The 14,918-nt window shown below is 63.0% G+C and carries 14 protein-coding genes and 2 pseudogenes; 7 read left to right on the top strand and 9 right to left on the bottom strand.

The features are described from left to right. Positions 1-146: 146 nt before the first annotated feature. A complete protein-coding gene (locus tag RM96_RS19930) occupies positions 147-482 on the bottom strand; it encodes a hypothetical protein (protein ID WP_039013087.1) in 336 nt (111 codons plus the stop codon). A 194-nt stretch (positions 483-676) separates the two neighbouring features. Between RM96_RS19930 and RM96_RS19925 the strand changes: the two genes are divergently transcribed. Both RM96_RS19925 and RM96_RS37280 read left to right on the top strand, forming a co-directional pair. Continuing rightward, entirely contained in the window at positions 677-1,417 is a 741-nt protein-coding gene (locus RM96_RS19925) for a hypothetical protein (RefSeq protein ID WP_039013085.1), read from the top strand. A gap of 318 nt (positions 1,418-1,735) precedes the next feature. Further along, positions 1,736-2,020, top strand: coding sequence for a septal ring lytic transglycosylase RlpA family protein (locus RM96_RS37280; RefSeq protein WP_039013084.1), 285 nt, complete (start codon positions 1,736-1,738; stop codon positions 2,018-2,020). A 349-nt stretch (positions 2,021-2,369) separates the two neighbouring features. On the opposite strand, the gene RM96_RS19915 is transcribed toward RM96_RS37280, so the two are convergent. Continuing rightward, positions 2,370-2,747, bottom strand: coding sequence for a VOC family protein (locus RM96_RS19915; protein ID WP_238587330.1), 378 nt, complete (start codon positions 2,745-2,747; stop codon positions 2,370-2,372). On the opposite strand from RM96_RS19915, the gene RM96_RS40055 reads away from it, so the two are divergent. From RM96_RS40055 to RM96_RS19905, 3 genes are all read left to right on the top strand, one after another. Then, a complete protein-coding gene (locus tag RM96_RS40055; protein ID WP_238587331.1) occupies positions 2,667-3,059 on the top strand; it encodes a hypothetical protein in 393 nt (130 codons plus the stop codon). The two genes, RM96_RS19915 and RM96_RS40055, sit on opposite strands and share 81 nt — an antisense overlap. A gap of 43 nt (positions 3,060-3,102) precedes the next feature. After that, entirely contained in the window at positions 3,103-4,644 is a 1,542-nt protein-coding gene (locus tag RM96_RS19910) for a transglycosylase SLT domain-containing protein (RefSeq protein ID WP_039013116.1), read from the top strand. A gap of 147 nt (positions 4,645-4,791) precedes the next feature. After that, positions 4,792-6,720 (top strand): kelch repeat-containing protein, encoded by a 1,929-nt coding sequence (locus RM96_RS19905; protein WP_039013081.1) that lies wholly within the window; start codon positions 4,792-4,794, stop codon positions 6,718-6,720. Between the two features lie 329 nt (positions 6,721-7,049). Here RM96_RS19905 and ltrA read toward each other — a convergent pair whose 3' ends face one another. Continuing rightward, positions 7,050-8,333: a group II intron reverse transcriptase/maturase gene (ltrA, locus tag RM96_RS19900; protein ID WP_039013080.1), complete on the bottom strand. Its 1,284-nt coding sequence runs from the start codon at positions 8,331-8,333 to the stop codon at positions 7,050-7,052. 712 nt (positions 8,334-9,045) lie between these two features. Then, positions 9,046-9,573: pseudogene (locus tag RM96_RS19895) on the bottom strand (aldehyde dehydrogenase family protein); the annotation flags it as partial. A 69-nt stretch (positions 9,574-9,642) separates the two neighbouring features. On the opposite strand from RM96_RS19895, the pseudogene RM96_RS19890 reads away from it, so the two are divergent. Continuing rightward, positions 9,643-10,565: pseudogene (locus RM96_RS19890) on the top strand (LysR family transcriptional regulator). Between the two features lie 164 nt (positions 10,566-10,729). Here RM96_RS19890 and RM96_RS19885 read toward each other — a convergent pair. The 5 genes from RM96_RS19885 to RM96_RS19865 all read right to left on the bottom strand — a co-directional run bounded on the left by RM96_RS19885 (position 10,730) and on the right by RM96_RS19865 (position 14,197). Beyond that, positions 10,730-11,134, bottom strand: a complete 405-nt coding sequence (locus RM96_RS19885) for an SRPBCC family protein (RefSeq protein ID WP_039013078.1) — start codon at positions 11,132-11,134, stop codon at positions 10,730-10,732. Positions 11,135-11,160: 26 nt separating this feature from the next. Continuing rightward, positions 11,161-11,646, bottom strand: coding sequence for an SRPBCC family protein (locus tag RM96_RS19880; RefSeq protein WP_039013076.1), 486 nt, complete (start codon positions 11,644-11,646; stop codon positions 11,161-11,163). Then, a complete protein-coding gene (locus RM96_RS19875; RefSeq protein ID WP_039013074.1) occupies positions 11,618-11,986 on the bottom strand; it encodes an ArsR/SmtB family transcription factor in 369 nt (122 codons plus the stop codon). The genes RM96_RS19880 and RM96_RS19875 overlap by 29 nt, the downstream gene beginning before the upstream one ends. Before the next feature lie 103 nt (positions 11,987-12,089). Next, positions 12,090-12,854: a cell envelope integrity protein TolA gene (gene tolA, locus RM96_RS19870; RefSeq protein ID WP_039013072.1), complete on the bottom strand. Its 765-nt coding sequence runs from the start codon at positions 12,852-12,854 to the stop codon at positions 12,090-12,092. A 386-nt stretch (positions 12,855-13,240) separates the two neighbouring features. Next, on the bottom strand, positions 13,241-14,197 hold the full coding sequence (locus tag RM96_RS19865; RefSeq protein WP_039013114.1) for an AraC family transcriptional regulator: 957 nt from the start codon (positions 14,195-14,197) through the stop codon (positions 13,241-13,243). Between the two features lie 140 nt (positions 14,198-14,337). Between RM96_RS19865 and RM96_RS19860 the strand changes: the two genes are divergently transcribed. Beyond that, positions 14,338-14,877: a carboxymuconolactone decarboxylase family protein gene (locus tag RM96_RS19860; protein ID WP_039013070.1), complete on the top strand. Its 540-nt coding sequence runs from the start codon at positions 14,338-14,340 to the stop codon at positions 14,875-14,877. Positions 14,878-14,918 lie beyond the last annotated feature (41 nt).

Below are 14,918 nucleotides of genomic sequence, written 5' to 3'. Positions count from 1 at the left end.
GGGGCAACTCGCACTCGCTCTCTCCACGCTGTTTCGCAGTAGCGCATTGGAGTCGTCGAATCCATATACGTTCCATCAAGAACAGAACGCTACACTAGTACGAAAGGCAATCGCGCGTCGAACCGCCGGTTTGCGGTCGTTCGCAACTACTGCTTGTGGCGGAGCTGGGCCGCGAACGTTTTCCATTCGCGGAAGACGGTGTCCAGACAGGAGGCGGATTCGCAGCTGTCCCGCTTCTTCCGGAACGCTGCAATATCTGCTTCGGTAATGGATCCCGCCTTGAGCAGCCGCTGCTGGTCGGCATAGATGCGTTGGTAACCCATGGAAAACAGCGCGGACTCGCAGATCAGGCGGTGTGCCTGGCTGGGCTTTGCGAGCGTGGCGGAGGGTTCGCAATCGATGTCGGTGGCATGCGCGGTGCCCAGGAACGTAAGGGCCGCGCCTGCCAGGCAGTGGAGCGCGAAGCGGATGATGCGGGTCATGACCGGATGTGAGGGAGAGGCGATTCCCGGGGTAACGGGCGAAGGTGCAGGATATGCACCGATTCCATCTCGAAAGAGAAGGATTCTATCGATGATCCGTGTGCGGTAGGCGGGAACCGGCCAAGTGGGCTGATGCGGGCAGTGTGCAGCGCGGGCGGCAAAGCGACCGAGGCGGCCACATTACACTACTGGCTATGAGCCAAAGCCCCCAACCATCTCCGGCCCGAACACGCCTCACCTCCTATTTCTGGAGTGGCGACGCCATCCGCAGCCGAAGCGTGAGTGACATCGTGCTGTCAGGCTCGGTCGATATCCCCGAGCCGCCAGCGCGTCTGCTTGCGGATTGGACTAGGGAGATATCGTCGCGCATGACCCTGGAGCCCGGAGACGTCGAGGTTATGCCTCTGGCACGGGCACGAGCTCGCTGGCCGGACTACTCGCGCTGCGTACGGGCAGTGTCCGATTGGATGAGCACGCCTGGACTATCCGGAGCGCTTGCCGCGAGCGACGTCGCTCTCATGGCTTGCCGTGGCGCGAGGTATCACCATGACGGAGAGCAATATGGCGGTGTGGCCTTCTGCAATCTCTTCCTGAGCGAGGACAAGGGGCTGGACGTGCATTTTCCGTCGTTGGGTCTTCGAATCCCCCTGAGCCGGGGAACGGTGTTGATATTCGATACCTGCCAGCCTCATGGGGTGATTCGACGCGGCAGCGACGGTTTTGATGTGACCGACTTCCCGGCCGACCAGGATTGCACGCAGCAGTTTCTGACCTGGGAGCTTCCCATCGAGGATGCCAATGTCGAACAAGCGCTCAAAGTCGACTTCGACATTGACCCTTCGACCGCAAGGCTGATGAATGAAGAGCAAGTGTGGCTGAATGGAAAGAGGGTCAACGTGCGCCACGAATCAGGTCAGTGGCGGCGGGCTGACTAGCCGAGTCAATCGTCGAATACTTGCTCTGGAAGAAGGTGACCACCGTCCTGGCCGACCTCTGCTTGCGGCCGGCCAGTATCAGCCGGACCTTCAGGGGCGTCGCTTGTCACCTAAAATATTGTCAAGGTGTTACGTAACCCGGTCACGCCGCCAGACCGTTAGAACCACGTCTCAATCACTGACGGGTGGTCTATGGTGCTATCACTTCGCTATTTGGGAGTCTTGGGAACCTGCGCTTTGTTCACTGCTTGCGGACAGATTCCGTCCAGGCATGCTGCGTGCAGGGCTGATTCCTGTCGCCCTCGGCACGAGCACGAGATGTTGCAATCCGGCGAGGCGTCATGGTATTCGGCAACGTTCCAGGGGCGACTGACCGCAAACGGAGAACGCTACGATGGCGGCGCCTTGACTGCCGCCCATCGAACATTACCACTCGGCAGCTATGTGCGCGTCAGATCGTTGGCTACCGGAAAGTCGGTTGTCGTTCGCATCAACGATCGCGGGCCATACGTCAACGGCCGGATTATCGATCTCTCTTACGCTGCGGCGGAAGCCTTGGGTTTGCCAGACGCGCGGTCGATGCGCGTGCAGATTGAACGTTGATCGATTGCGGCTGCGGTTTTGACCGTTCTGCGCCACCGCGAACTTACGCACCCTGCGACCCAACGCCTCCCTTGGTCATCAGCCAGAGTGTGTCCCTTCTGCGTCCGTTTGCGGTGATCCGACAGCAGCACAAAGGTTCAATCTGAGAGGCGAACTGGTCGCATCTCGGACTGCGGTGACTACCCCGAAGCCCCAGGGCGGCCGCAAAAGCAGAGTCAGATCGCACGCTCGGACCTTGCTGTCGATTGCCAGGTTGAATAGCTGCCTATTGTCCGGGCGTGCCGCCGCGAAGGGACACTCTGCTGGCACCACACCCGACGATTGAGCTCAGAACTCCACACGAGGGACTCTAGCTCGCCGCCATCCCTTTTTCCGCCAGCTCCTTTTTCGCGTTCTCGTTCTTGGTCAAATGCGTGAGGCCCATGCCGCGCAGAACGTTCGGAGCCTTGGTGAACTGGATATTGTCATAGCCCACGATCTCGATGCGATTGCCCCAGGGGTCACGGAAATCCAGAAACGGACCGCCGATCGGCTTGACCCCCGCCGCCTTGAGGGCGGCGCGCGCCGCCTCCTTGTCATCGACGACGAGGCCGATATGCCGGCCGTCATCGGCGGGCTGTTTGCGTCCCGCCTGCAACGCGATGAATTGGTCACCAAGATCGATGAAGGCCATCGTCTTGCTCTTGCCTCGCAATTGGAAGTCGAAGATGCGGCCATAGAATGCCAGCGCTTCCTCGATATCGCCGACTTCCAGCGCTACGTGGTTGAAGCCGATGGCGCGCGGCTTTATGAAGTTAGCCATTTAGCCCTCCTCTTGCAATCATTGGATAGCGTTCACAAACTCGATCACGACATTGTCCGCCCGCAGGGCGGATCCACCAACCAGCCCGTGCTTCCGACCGGCACCGCCAGCGCCATGGGGTGGCATCTCGCGGCTGCATTGGAAGCGCAGGGCTGGATTTCCGGCTCACCGATATTGTTGCCGATCCCGGCGCAACGCCGCCTGGCACGGCCTTGTGGGACCGCCGGCCGTGACTAGACTAAATAAGCACACGCGGCATTTGACTATGCGGGTGCCACTCATGCGAGTCCATTGGCTGCCCACTTCCCTGGCAGGCTTTGTCCTGGTTGCCCTGCTTGGGGCGCTAGGGTCCTGGGCGCCGGTTGCTGTGGCGCAGCAAAAGCCTGCCTCCGCCTCGGCTACGGCAAGTTCTGCCGCCCCGCGTCCCCGCGCGGCCGACGAGACAACCAGGCGGCAGCTCAAACTCGTTAACAAGCCGTCGAAAGGGGACTTCGACGCGATGCTCGAGCGTCGCACCATCCGTGTGTTGGTACCGTACAGCCGCACCCTTTACTTCAACGACCAGGGTCATGAGCGCGGACTGACCGCGGAGCTGGTGCGCGATCTTGAGCGGTACCTGAACAGGACCTACGCCAAGCGCCTTGGCAACCGGCCGCTGACCATCTACATCATTCCCACCACGCGTGACCGCCTCCTTCCGGACGTGGAGGCCGGCCTGGGTGACATTGCGGCGGGCAACCTGACAGAAACGGAGGAGCGGCGGAGATTGGTCGACTTTGCCGCCCCGCGTCACCAGAAGCCGGTGCGCGAGGTGGTGGTGACCGGACTCAGGGCGCCAGCCCTGAAGCACCTGAATGATCTCGCCGGCAAGACGGTACACGTGCGCAAGTCCAGCAGTTATTACGAAAGCCTGATCGCACTCAATAGCAGCCTGCGCCGCACGGGCAAGGCGCCTGTAAATCTGGTGCTGCTACCGGACGAGGTGGAGGACGAGGACGCGATGGAAATGGTTAATGCCGGCCTGTTGTCCATCGTGGTGGTAGACGATTGGAAAGCAAAGATGTGGGCACAGATCCTGCCTCATGTCAGGGTGCGTTACGACCTGGTGGTGCGCAATGAAGGCTACACAGGATGGGCCTTCCGGAAGAACAGCCCATTGCTTCGCCAGGCGCTCGATGATTTCGATGTCAATTACATGAAGAAGCTCGGCATCGCGGAATACCGGCTCAAGCAGTATATGCGTCGCATCAATCAGATTACCAACAATACAAAGCGCGCCGAATACAAGCGATTTGAACAGACCCTGCGCATCTTCGAGCTGTACGGCAAGGACTATCATTTTGACCCGCTGATGCTCGCCGCGCAGGGCTTCCAGGAGTCACGGCTGAACCAGAACGCCCGCAGCCATGTGGGCGCTATTGGCATCATGCAGATCATGCCCGCTACCGGCAAGGAGCTCAATGTCGGCGATATTCGCGTCACGACGCACAACATTCATGCCGGCGCCAAGTACATGGACTTGCTGATGACGCGGTATTTCCCAGGCGCGCACTTCTCCGATGCCGACCGGCCGCTATTTGCCTTCGCGAGCTACAACGCTGGCCCGGGCAACATCGCGAAAATGCGCACCGAAGCGCAAGAGCGCGGCCTGAATCCCGACAAGTGGTTCAATAACGTGGAGATCGTCGTGGCCGAAGAGATCGGCATCGAAACCACCACCTATGTCCGCAACATCTTCAAGTACTACACCGCCTACCGCCTGCTGCAGGAGCGGCACGCCGCGCGGGAGCAAGCGCTCAAGGCATTCAAGGCCGGCCGTTAATGCTGGCGCGCGACACCCCGAGGCGACCGCCTGCTGGCCTGTATCGACTTGACGTACTCCTCCCGCGAGCGCGAGTACAAAGGTTGGCAATCGTGCATATCCGTGACCTATCCTAGTCGCATCACCACGAACCGGGTGGAGTCGTGAATGGCGATACGGCGCTGGCTGGCAACTCTGCTCCTGCTCCTGCCCCTGGCACTCACCATGGCAGGATGCGGCAATGGTGGCAACGGTACTGCCTTGGCGCCTCCGGCCGGTCTGGTCGTGCGCGACGAATCGCCGATCTATGCGGTAGGCGTCACCATTGTCCCGGAGACTGCAAGCAATAGCGGGGGTGCCATCTTGCAATGCTCGGTGTCACCCCCACTCCCGCCAGGCCTTAGCCTCGATCCGCAGAACTGCACGATCCGCGGCACGCCAACCGGGCTCAGCCATGCCACGATCTACACGATCACGGCCAGCAACGACGCCGGCACCACCACCACCCGGGTCGAAATCGAGGTCAAGGACACTCCCATCGCGCCAGACGGCCTCGACTATCTGGACAAGTCGGTCATCTATGTGACCACGGTCCCGATCACACCCAACACGCCGATCAGCACGGGCGGAGAGATCACGCAATACAGCGTGTCGCCAGCGCTGCCTGCGGGCCTTGCCCTGGACCCACAGACCGGCATCATCACCGGCACGCCTGCCGCAGTCACAGCACCGGCCGTCTATACGGTGACGGGTGCCAACAGCGTGGACAGCAGCCAAATCCAGCTCACGATCGAAGTTCGGGCGCAGGTCGTGCCGCCGGCTGGCCTCATCTATTCGGACGCGCTGCCTGAATACATCATCGGGGTGCCGATCGTGTACAACGAGCCCGTGTTCTCAGGGGGCGAAGCCACCCAGTTCTCGAACTTTCCTGCGCTGCCGGCAGGACTAAGCCTCAACACCCAGACCGGGGTGATTAGCGGCACGCCCACCGCAGCGCTACCCCAGACGACGTTCACCATTACCGCCAGCAATAGCGCCGGCAGTACTACCGCGCAGTTGACCATCACGGTAGCCACCGCCCAGGCCGGTGAGTGGCTGCCGGCCGACGCGATGAATCAGGGGCGCTTCCGGCACACGGCCACGCTGCTGGGCGATGGACGAGTCCTGGTGGCGGGGGGAAACCGCAAGCAGGCACTGTCCTCTGCCGAGCTGTTTGACCCGTCCACGAACGGCTGGACGCGGACCGGAAGCCTTGGGCGTAACCGGCAAGCGCACTCGGCCACGCTCCTGGCCGACGGCCGCGTACTGGTGGCGGGAGGATTCGGCACGGGGGGCGGCAATGCGCTGGCTTCGGCGGAGTTATTTGACCCGGCCGCGGGTCGCTGGTCGCAGACCGGCAGCCTGGGCCAGCAGCGCGACAGCCACACTGCCACACTGCTACGCGATGGCCGCGTGCTGGTGGCTGGCGGCGAGGGCCAGGGCAGCAGCCAGGGCGCACTAGCTTCCGCCGAACTCTATGATCCGGCCACGGGCACCTGGTCGCCGACCGGCAGCCTCGACCAAGGGCGCAAGCAACACACCGCCACGCTACTGCCGGACGGCAGGGTCCTGGTGGCTGGTGGAGAAGATTCCGGCGACGCGGCGCTGGCTTCCGCCGAACTGTACGACCCATCCACGGGAACCTGGTCCCCGACTGGCAGCATGAGCCAGGCTCGCAACGCGTATGCCGCAGCACAACTCGCCGACGGCCGTGCGCTCGCAGTCGGGGGATTCGATGGCACGCGCGCACTTGCCTCGGCCGAAATCTACGATCCGGCGACGGGGACATGGTCACAGACGGGCAGCCTGGGACAGGCCCGGGACTTCCATACCGCCACGCGACTGGCCAACGGGCGCGTGCTGGTCGCTGGCGGTATCGAACCCAGCGACTTATTCGCGAGCGAGTTGTATGACCCGGCGACTGGGCGCTGGTCCCAGACTGGCAGTCTTGAGCAAGCGCGTGAACAACACACGGCAACGTTGCTGTCAGACGGCAGGATCCTCGTAGCGGGTGGAACTGGACGAGGAATCTTGTCGTACACGGAACTGTTCCACTAGCTTGCAGGGCGCCAGGAATTAGCGTACCCGTGGGCACTCGGTGTGACTGCTGTAAGCCAGTCACCCGACATCGGGCCTCACAAGGCCGATGCTCGCATCTCGGCCGTTGCAGCTGTCCAGCCTGGTCAAAGCCAATGGCCGAGACGGGCCGGACAGCGCCGGTAGAGTAGAGATGTGGCGCGGTGACGGTAGGTCCAGGCATCGATGTTTCCGCCCCTTTCGTTTGGCGGTGCCCTAGTAGCCTGACCATGGCTCCGTTTCCACATCCCCCTCATCGAACCGGACGTGCGGAGCTACCGCATCCGGCTCTCGGACAAGACTTCACGCCTTCACACACGCCAGGCCGCACCCCCGCGCGCGCTCAGACGTACGAGCCCGAAGTGCCCATAGAGGTGTGGAAGTGGATAGCTTCCGCCCCTGCGTCGTCTGACCTTGTGCTTGTTGCGCAGCCACCGGCGCAACCGCGTCGCGGCGTAGCTGTCGAGCGCGCGGTATGCGCGACTGACCGTTCCTACCTTGAAGTAGTTAGCCCAGCCGCGCAGCATGCGGTTCAACTTGCCCACCATCGCCGTGGTCTCTTGCCATCCCGTCTTCAGGGCGGTCAGCGCATGGACCTTCTCCACCATGCGCCGGATACTCTTCTTCGACGGCCGCATCCCCATGCGGGGCTGGCCGGTCTTCGCCGAGTAAATCCGCACAAACGTGTATCCCAGGAAGTCGAACTCGCCTTCCGGAACCCGACAGATTCGTGTCTTCTCCTCGTTGACCGTGAGCTTCAGCTTGCCCATGATCGCTCGCATCGCTGACAGGGCTTCATCAGCCTTGCCGCGTTTGCACAAGATCACGAGATCATCAGCGTAAGTCACGATCCGACTACCAAGGCTGTGCTCCAGCCCGAGCTTCTCCCACGCCAGCACAAATCGACGCATATACAGATTCGACAGTAGTGGTGAGATGGGTGAGCCCTGCGGGATGCCGCGGCCAGCGTCCTTGGCCTCCGTCGTCCGCTTCTTCCGTCCGCGCGGATCGGCTTCCTCGACAGCGCATTCCAACCACATCTTGATCAGATGCAGCACACGCCGATCGACGATGCGTCGCGCAAGCGAACGCATCAGTTCCGGGTGGGGAATGCTGCCAAAGTAGTCCGCGAGGTCGGCGTCAACAACGTCCGTATGACCACGGTGGAGCCGCTCCTCCACTTCGACCACCGCCTGCTGGGCGTTGCGGCCCGGGCGATAGGCGTACTGCTCAGGTGGAAGGTCGGCCTCAAAGATCGGATCGAGCACCAGCATCGCTGCTGTCATGCAGACCCGATCACGCAAGGTCGAGATGCCCAGAGGCCGGAACTTGCCGTTAGCCTTCGGGATGAACACTCTTCTGATAGGGTCCGGTCGGTAAGTCTTCTCTCTGAGTGCAAGCGCCAGTTCGCCAAGCCACCGCTCAACCCCGTACGCTTCGACATCCGCGAAGTCCTGACCATCCACACCCGGCGCGCCCTTGTTGGAGCGGCACTGGGCGTAGGCGTGAGCCAGAATGTCGCCGCGGCTGACCTTGTCATATAGGGCATAGAAGCGGTACTCGGCTTCTGCCTTCGCTTTCGCGTGTAACGCCATCTGCAGCTTCCGAACACTGATCGGAGTTGATAGGTTGCCCAATCTCCTGTCCCTCACTACGTCTTGCGTTTGTCTTGAACTGAGGCCCCTTCCCTCCACCGGCATTACCCGGCTTCCCCGGTACTACGGGCCTCTCCGCCACCCCACCGCGCCCGGCCTGTCCCTCGCGGGCGTCCGGTTGGCCATCCCTGGCCACGCCGTGGGGCTTCCCGTGTTGCGTGCGCTTTCCTTGTGTACATGCTGTCGCCACTACCCCGGCGCAGCGACTGGCGGTACTGCCTCGCTCATCCATCCAGTCGTATCAGCCTTCCCCGAAATGGCTGTCGGGTCGGCCTGCGCATCGTCCTTTTCGAGATTTGCTCGGCGTTCACTCGCGTTACGGCCTGCACACTTGCGCTGTCACCAATTCGTGACTCGCTTACCCGAAGGCTTCAGCCACTTCGTTACCTCCATAGCTGCTCCGGTTGCTTCCGGCTGGAGCGGTTGCCGGGTGGGGCTTTCACCCACTGGAAAAGCGCCGCCTTTGCACGGCGCACAGACGTTGGCCCGTAGTTGCACAGAGCCATCCGAATGGCAACTACGCCCTGCGGATTCAACCGGTCGATGCAACACACTAAAGGCTTTGCGAGCGTTTGGGTTGCGCGATCACGAAACAGTGAGAACGGCCTTTGGCTCGAGAAAAGCCTCGAGCCCAAACGTGCCGTACTCGCGATCACGAAACAGTGAGAACGGCCTTTGGCTCGAGAAAAGCCTCGAGCCCAAACGTGCCGTACTCGCGACCGATACCAGATTGCTTGAAGCCGCCGAATGGTGCGGCCGGCTCGTGCGCGAGCGTGTTGACGAGGACTCGACCGGCTTCGATCCGCGACGCGACCTCGCGCGCACGCTTCGCATCCGCCGAAAATACATACGCCTGCAAGCCGTAGTTGGTGTCGTTGGCGATAGCGATCGCATCTTCCATATCGCGGTAGGTGATAATCGACAGCACAGGACCGAAGATCTCTTCGCGGGCAATCGCCATGTCGTTGGCCACATCGCTGAAGACGGTCGGACGCACGAACCATCCTGCGTCGATGCCATCTGGCCGGCCTTCGCCTCCCGCGATCAGGCGCGCGCCTGAATCGATGCCGATCCGTATATAGCGCTGCACGCGTTCCCACTGCTTCTGGCTGACCATTGGGCCGACCGTCGTCTGTGGATCACGCGGATCGCCTGCCTGCGTGCTCGCAACTTCCTGCTGCAGATAGACCCGATGCATTGCGCTGACTAGTTGTACAATTTTGCATGTACCGTTGAACAATTTGGGACAATGAACACATCGGGCTTGAACGAACTGGAGGCGGTGCTGGCCGTCGCGCGTCATCGAAGCTTTCGCGCGGCCGCGACCGATCTGGGCATGTCGACGTCTGCGCTCAGTCATGCGGTGGCGGCGCTCGAAGCGCGTATCGGCGTGCGGCTCTTCAATCGCACGACACGCAGCGCGTCGCTGTCGGAAGCCGGCGCGCAGTTCGTCGACAGCGTCGCGCCCGCACTCTCGACCATCCGCGTCGCGATCGAACAGGCGGGCAGCTTCCGCGACACGCCATCGGGCACGCTGCGCATCAATGCGTCAGCCGGTGCGGCCAGGCAGGTAATGCCGCTTTTCATCGAATTCCTGCGGCGCTACCCGGAGATGAAGCTCGATCTGGTCACCGAAGGGCGCCTGATCGATATCGTCATCGAAGGCTTCGATGCTGGCATTCGTCTGACCGAAACGGTGCCGCAGGAAATGATCGCGGTGCCGTTCGGTGACAGGCAGCGCTTCGCCGTGGTCGGCAGTCCGGCCTATTTTGCGCAGCATAAGCCGCCGCGTACGCCGGCCGATCTGAACGCACACCGCTGCATCCGTTCACGCATGCCGAGCGGTGCGATATATCAGTGGGAGTTCGAGCGGCACGGCGAAACCTTGCGTATTGACGGCAAAGGCGTGCTGACGCTCGACGAGCCGGGCCTGATGCTGGCGGCGGCGCGTGCCGGTCTCGGTCTTGCGTACCTGGCCGAATGGAACGTCGCCGCGGATCTGGAAGCTGGCACGCTGGTTCGCGTGCTGGACGATTGGACGCCCCGCTCGACGGCCTCTGTCTGTACTACCCGGGCCGCCGCCACGTGCCGGCCGGACTACGTGCGCTGATCGGCATGATCCGCGACCACGCCAACGAGCGGCGGGCGCGCCGTCAGCGCACGTCAGCATAGGGGGCGGAGCCCGGCGCATGGACCTGGTGCGGCGTTACGAGGTCCGGACGACCGATGCGCCCCCCAAAGCTGCCATTTGCCTGATGAGACGGCGAACGGCAAATGTGGGTCGGGAAGCACCACTGGCTTCGAGCTTCATCGCCTTCGCAACTCCGAGCGAGTTGCTAGCGCGTTTCGACATGCTTCTTGAAGTTATTCAAGATGCTTTGCCATCCCTGTTGCTGTTGCTCGACTGGATATTCCGATTCGGCGTCGAAGCTCACGCGCACCGCGACGCCCTGCGGCGTGTCGGAAAACTCGACCTGTGCACTGCGGTCACCGAAGGCGTATTCGATCAGTTTGTTCTCGACGATCTTCGTGTAGGTTCCTGCAAAGTCGAACCCCATGCTGCCATCCTTTGCCTCCATCCGCGAGGAGAAGGCGCCGCCAGCCCGCAAATCCACCGTGGCGGCGGTGGTATGCCAGTCGTCGGAGGCGGCGTTCCATTGCTTGATGTCTTCCGGCGTTGTATAGGCGCGCCACACTTTTTCGATGGGGGCCGCAACGGTGACTTCAACATTGATCTTCATAGTCTTTTTTCCTTAATCGATCCTGGTCAGCGCAGCGTGCACGCAAAGTCGTCGAGTTGAGTGATGACGGTATTCCAGCCATCGAAGAAGCCCAGCTTTTCGTGCTGTTCACGCGCGGCATCGTCCGGGTGCATCACCCTGGCGATGTACTGGCTGCCCGTGCCTTCGTCGGCCATGGTGATGACGGCCGTGAAGCCGAGCCATGGCTTGGCCGGACGCCAGCCTGCCGTGAGCATCGACGTAAATACGAGGCGCGATTGCGGCACAACATCGAGGAAGCAGCCGGGATTGTCGCTGGAGTTTCCGTCCGGGCCCTGCATGAAGGTATGAAAGGCTCCGCCCGGTTGCAAATCGAACGCGCGCACCTCGGTGGTCCAGGGCCTGGGGCACCACCACTCCTTGAGCAACTCCGGCTCCGACCATGCGCGCCACAATGCGGCCCGCGGCGCGCGGAGCACGCGGGAGATGACGAGGTCGCGGGAATCAGCCGTCCCGGCTGCGCTTTGTGACATTGCTCTGCTCCTCTTGATGAAGTCGTTCGACAAATTCGACCATGCGGTCGGACCTTGCTTCCCACACGGCCCGCTGCTCGGCGATCCATTGTTCGGCTTGCGAAAGCGTCGCCGGCACCAGCTCGCACGTGCGTGTTCGCCCGAGCTTGCGGGAGCGGACGAGGCCGCTGCGCTCAAGGACGGTCAGGTGCTTCATGAACGAGGGCAGCGCCATGTCGAACGGCGCCGCCAGCGTTGAAACCGTCTGCGAACCACCGCTCAGTGCGCAGACGATCGCACAACGGGTGGGATCGGCGAGCGCATGGAACACCTCGCTGACTGTGGCGGTATAGTTAGCCATACGGCTAACTATAGTCCATTCAGGAGACGGGCGCAATTGCCATGGTGTGCCACGAATGCCGATGGGCGCTCGCGCTGATGCGCAGCTGGCACGGCGGCGCCGATTACGAACTGCCCTGATCCTTTGGCCAGAAGGTGATCCTGATCTCGGCCGGCGCGACGCCGTTTTCGTCGCGCGGCAGCGGGTCGGAGCGCGACACCGCCCGCAGGACGGCGTTGTCCCAGGCCGCATTGCCGCTCGACTTGGCAATCCTCATTGACAGTACCGATCCGTCTGGCGCCATGCGGACGGCCACCACGGCTGCGGGATTGCCGGCGATGTCCTCATCGAAGATGATGTTCGGCTTGACCCGCTGCCGGACGCGCTCGGCATAAGCGGATGAAGGCTTCCCGGAGGTGCCGGTGCCGGTATTCGCGGTGGCGCCGCCCGCCTGCTCCCGCAAGCGCGCCAGTTCGCTTTGGTGCCGGGCATTGCTGGCCTGGCGCTGTGCATCCATCGCGTTGCGCTGTGCCTCCCGTTCTGCCTCCTTCCGGGCGGCCTCCGCCCGGGCCTGCTTTTCGCGTTGCGCTTTCGCTTCGTCGCTCGCCGCGCGCCTGGCGTTGCGCTGCTTTTCCTGTAGCGAGATATCGGCGTTTTCTTCTTCTACCGGCTTCGCGCTCGGCGTCGGCGTGACTGTCGGCTCGGGTGGGACGGCCTCCGGCATGGGCTCCCACAGTTCGGCAGACACCCCTTCCGGCGGCGTGCTGTGCCAATGCACGCCGTAATAGAGCAGTGCGCCGAGCAACACGTGCATAAACAGGGCCGCGAGGAAGCAACTCAAGGTGCCCCGTTCTGGCACGGGCTGATAGGGGTATGCGCCGATCTGCATGGATCACCTGCCTCGCCGCTGCTCGTTGCCGGGATAGTGTGCCTGTCTCCGACCGATGCGACGTGTCCCTCCGACCAATCCAGCTTCAGCCTGGCAATGGCCAGCGAAGCAGAACAAGCCTGAAGGCTGCTCTCCAGGACATAAGCACATTCTACGAGGTGCAACGCGGGAACGGGAGCTAGCCGTGCGACTGGCAGAAGACATTTTGCGGGACTTTCTAGCGATCTCGCCGTCCCTGCCGGACGTCGACCACGACCTTGGTCCGGGCGGTGCCGGCGGCGACAAGTTCATAGGCAGCCTCCGCCCCGTGTCCAGGCCGAAGCGGCGCGGATCGATCACCGGTCGCGGCTTGCCGGCTTCGGCCAGTCGCGTGGCATGCCGCCGGGCTATGGGGTATCAGGGGCCTCGCTGCGCTTCTCGCGATGCCGGCGCCGGTATGCGCCTGGCCCCACGCCGAAATGCTGCGTGAACACGCGGCCAAACGCGGCCTGCGAGGCGTAGCCGCATCGCTCGCCCACGGTGGCGGCGGACAGCTCATCCTGTCGCAACAGCCGCGCGGCGCGCTCCATGCGCAGCGTGGTGACCAGTTCCAGTGGCGTGATGCCTCCCAGCTGCGCAAAGCGCCGTGCCAGCGTCGCGCGCGAGACGTTGCAGATGGCCGCGAGACGATCCACGCTCCATGGCTGCTCCGGAGCGCGCACCACGGCATCCACGGCTTTCGCCATGCGGGCATCCGCCATCAGGGCGAGCAGTCCCTGTGCCACCGATCCGCGCGCGACCAGCGTGCGCAGCAGGATGGTAAAGAGCGCGGTGGACAGGTCCGCAATGATGGCCGCGCCGCCCGGCTGGGGTCGGTCTGCCTCCACATGCATCATGCCGATGAGTCCGCGCAGCCAGTCAGAATCGTGGCTGGTGGTGTCCGCATCGCGAGGGGCTGTCGTGACGCACAGCACCTCGGGCAGTGAGCGCAGCAGGATGTCCGCCGAATTGCCGAGCACAAAGGTGCCGCACAGGATGTCCAGCGGCGCGCCAGCGCCGGCTACCGTGATTTCCGTGACCATCCCATTGAAATGGCGCGATTCCGCTGCGCGCCCGGCCCTGCCCTTGACGCCGACGATGGTGTGCGCGGCCCCGTGCGGAAACACCAGGACATCGCCCGCCGAGACCCGCAAGGCCTCCTTGCCCGACAGGATTTCCGCGCGCCCGTCCAGGATCACGTGATACGGCACGTGGCCTGGCGCGGCCTGCGCATTGTGCGCGGACCAGGCACCGGCCACGCGGCAATGCAGGTCGACCGTGCCGGAGGGCGACAGCAGGCGGACCAGTTCACTGAGGCTGTCCATGAGGCTGAGACGATCGCGCAAAAAGATGAGCAGATTCTAACCTTTCCGGATCGCCGGCACACCTACCATGAAGTCCAAGGAAGCGCCGCACATCAACCCAGGTGATTCCCCTCACCCCCTGAATGAACTGGAGATCGATCATGACCACCCGCCTGCATACCATTCCCGTCGCGCAAGCCACTGGCAAGGCCGCCGAACTGTTCGGCGCCATCCGGAAGGGCGTCGGCATGGTGCCCAATGCCTATGCCACCATCGGCAGCAATGCCCCCGCCGTGCTGGCGCAGGCCCTGCAAACCAACCAGGTGCTCAAGGGTGGTTCGCTGTCCGCCCTCGAACTGGAAGCGATCAACCTCTCGGTGAGCGAGCACAGCGGCTGTGACTACTGCGTGGCCGCGCATTCGCTGACGGGGAAGATGGCTGGCTATACGGAAGCCCAGACGCGCCTGTTGCGCGAGGGCAGCTATCCGGACGATGCGAAGATCGACGCGCTGACGCGCTTTGCGGTGGAGCTGGTCAGCACCCGCGGCACGCTGCCGGCGGCCAGCCTGGAAGCTGTGCGCGTGGCGGGCTACAGCGATGGACAGATCGTCGAGGCGATTCAGGCGGTGAGCGCGATTCTTTTCACGAACATGCTCAATCGCGTCAACGACACGACACTGGACTTCCCGGCCGTCGCGTAAGGTGGTGGTGAGCGGGCCCCGCGCGTTGCCTGCTGCCTGGG

This window comes from Cupriavidus sp. IDO (genome assembly GCF_000812465.1).
Lineage (GTDB): Bacteria > Pseudomonadota > Gammaproteobacteria > Burkholderiales > Burkholderiaceae > Cupriavidus.
This window is presented reverse-complemented; position numbering and strand designations above follow the sequence as displayed.

What these genes read in the sequence shown, in the direction of transcription:
- RM96_RS19930 (WP_039013087.1), bottom strand. Translation starts at nt 482, where the DNA reads ATGACCCGCATCATCCGCTTCGCGCTCCACTGCCTGGCAGGCGCGGCC.
- RM96_RS19925 (WP_039013085.1), top strand. Translation starts at nt 677, where the DNA reads ATGAGCCAAAGCCCCCAACCATCTCCGGCCCGAACACGCCTCACCTCC.
- RM96_RS37280 (WP_039013084.1), top strand. Translation starts at nt 1,736, where the DNA reads ATGTTGCAATCCGGCGAGGCGTCATGGTATTCGGCAACGTTCCAGGGG.
- RM96_RS19910 (WP_039013116.1), top strand. Translation starts at nt 3,103, where the DNA reads ATGCGAGTCCATTGGCTGCCCACTTCCCTGGCAGGCTTTGTCCTGGTT.
- RM96_RS19905 (WP_039013081.1), top strand. Translation starts at nt 4,792, where the DNA reads ATGGCGATACGGCGCTGGCTGGCAACTCTGCTCCTGCTCCTGCCCCTG.
- ltrA (WP_039013080.1), bottom strand. Translation starts at nt 8,333, where the DNA reads ATGGCGTTACACGCGAAAGCGAAGGCAGAAGCCGAGTACCGCTTCTAT.
- RM96_RS19885 (WP_039013078.1), bottom strand. Translation starts at nt 11,134, where the DNA reads ATGAAGATCAATGTTGAAGTCACCGTTGCGGCCCCCATCGAAAAAGTG.
- RM96_RS19880 (WP_039013076.1), bottom strand. Translation starts at nt 11,646, where the DNA reads ATGTCACAAAGCGCAGCCGGGACGGCTGATTCCCGCGACCTCGTCATC.
- RM96_RS19875 (WP_039013074.1), bottom strand. Translation starts at nt 11,986, where the DNA reads ATGGCTAACTATACCGCCACAGTCAGCGAGGTGTTCCATGCGCTCGCC.
- tolA (WP_039013072.1), bottom strand. Translation starts at nt 12,854, where the DNA reads ATGCAGATCGGCGCATACCCCTATCAGCCCGTGCCAGAACGGGGCACC.
- RM96_RS19865 (WP_039013114.1), bottom strand. Translation starts at nt 14,197, where the DNA reads ATGGACAGCCTCAGTGAACTGGTCCGCCTGCTGTCGCCCTCCGGCACG.
- RM96_RS19860 (WP_039013070.1), top strand. Translation starts at nt 14,338, where the DNA reads ATGACCACCCGCCTGCATACCATTCCCGTCGCGCAAGCCACTGGCAAG.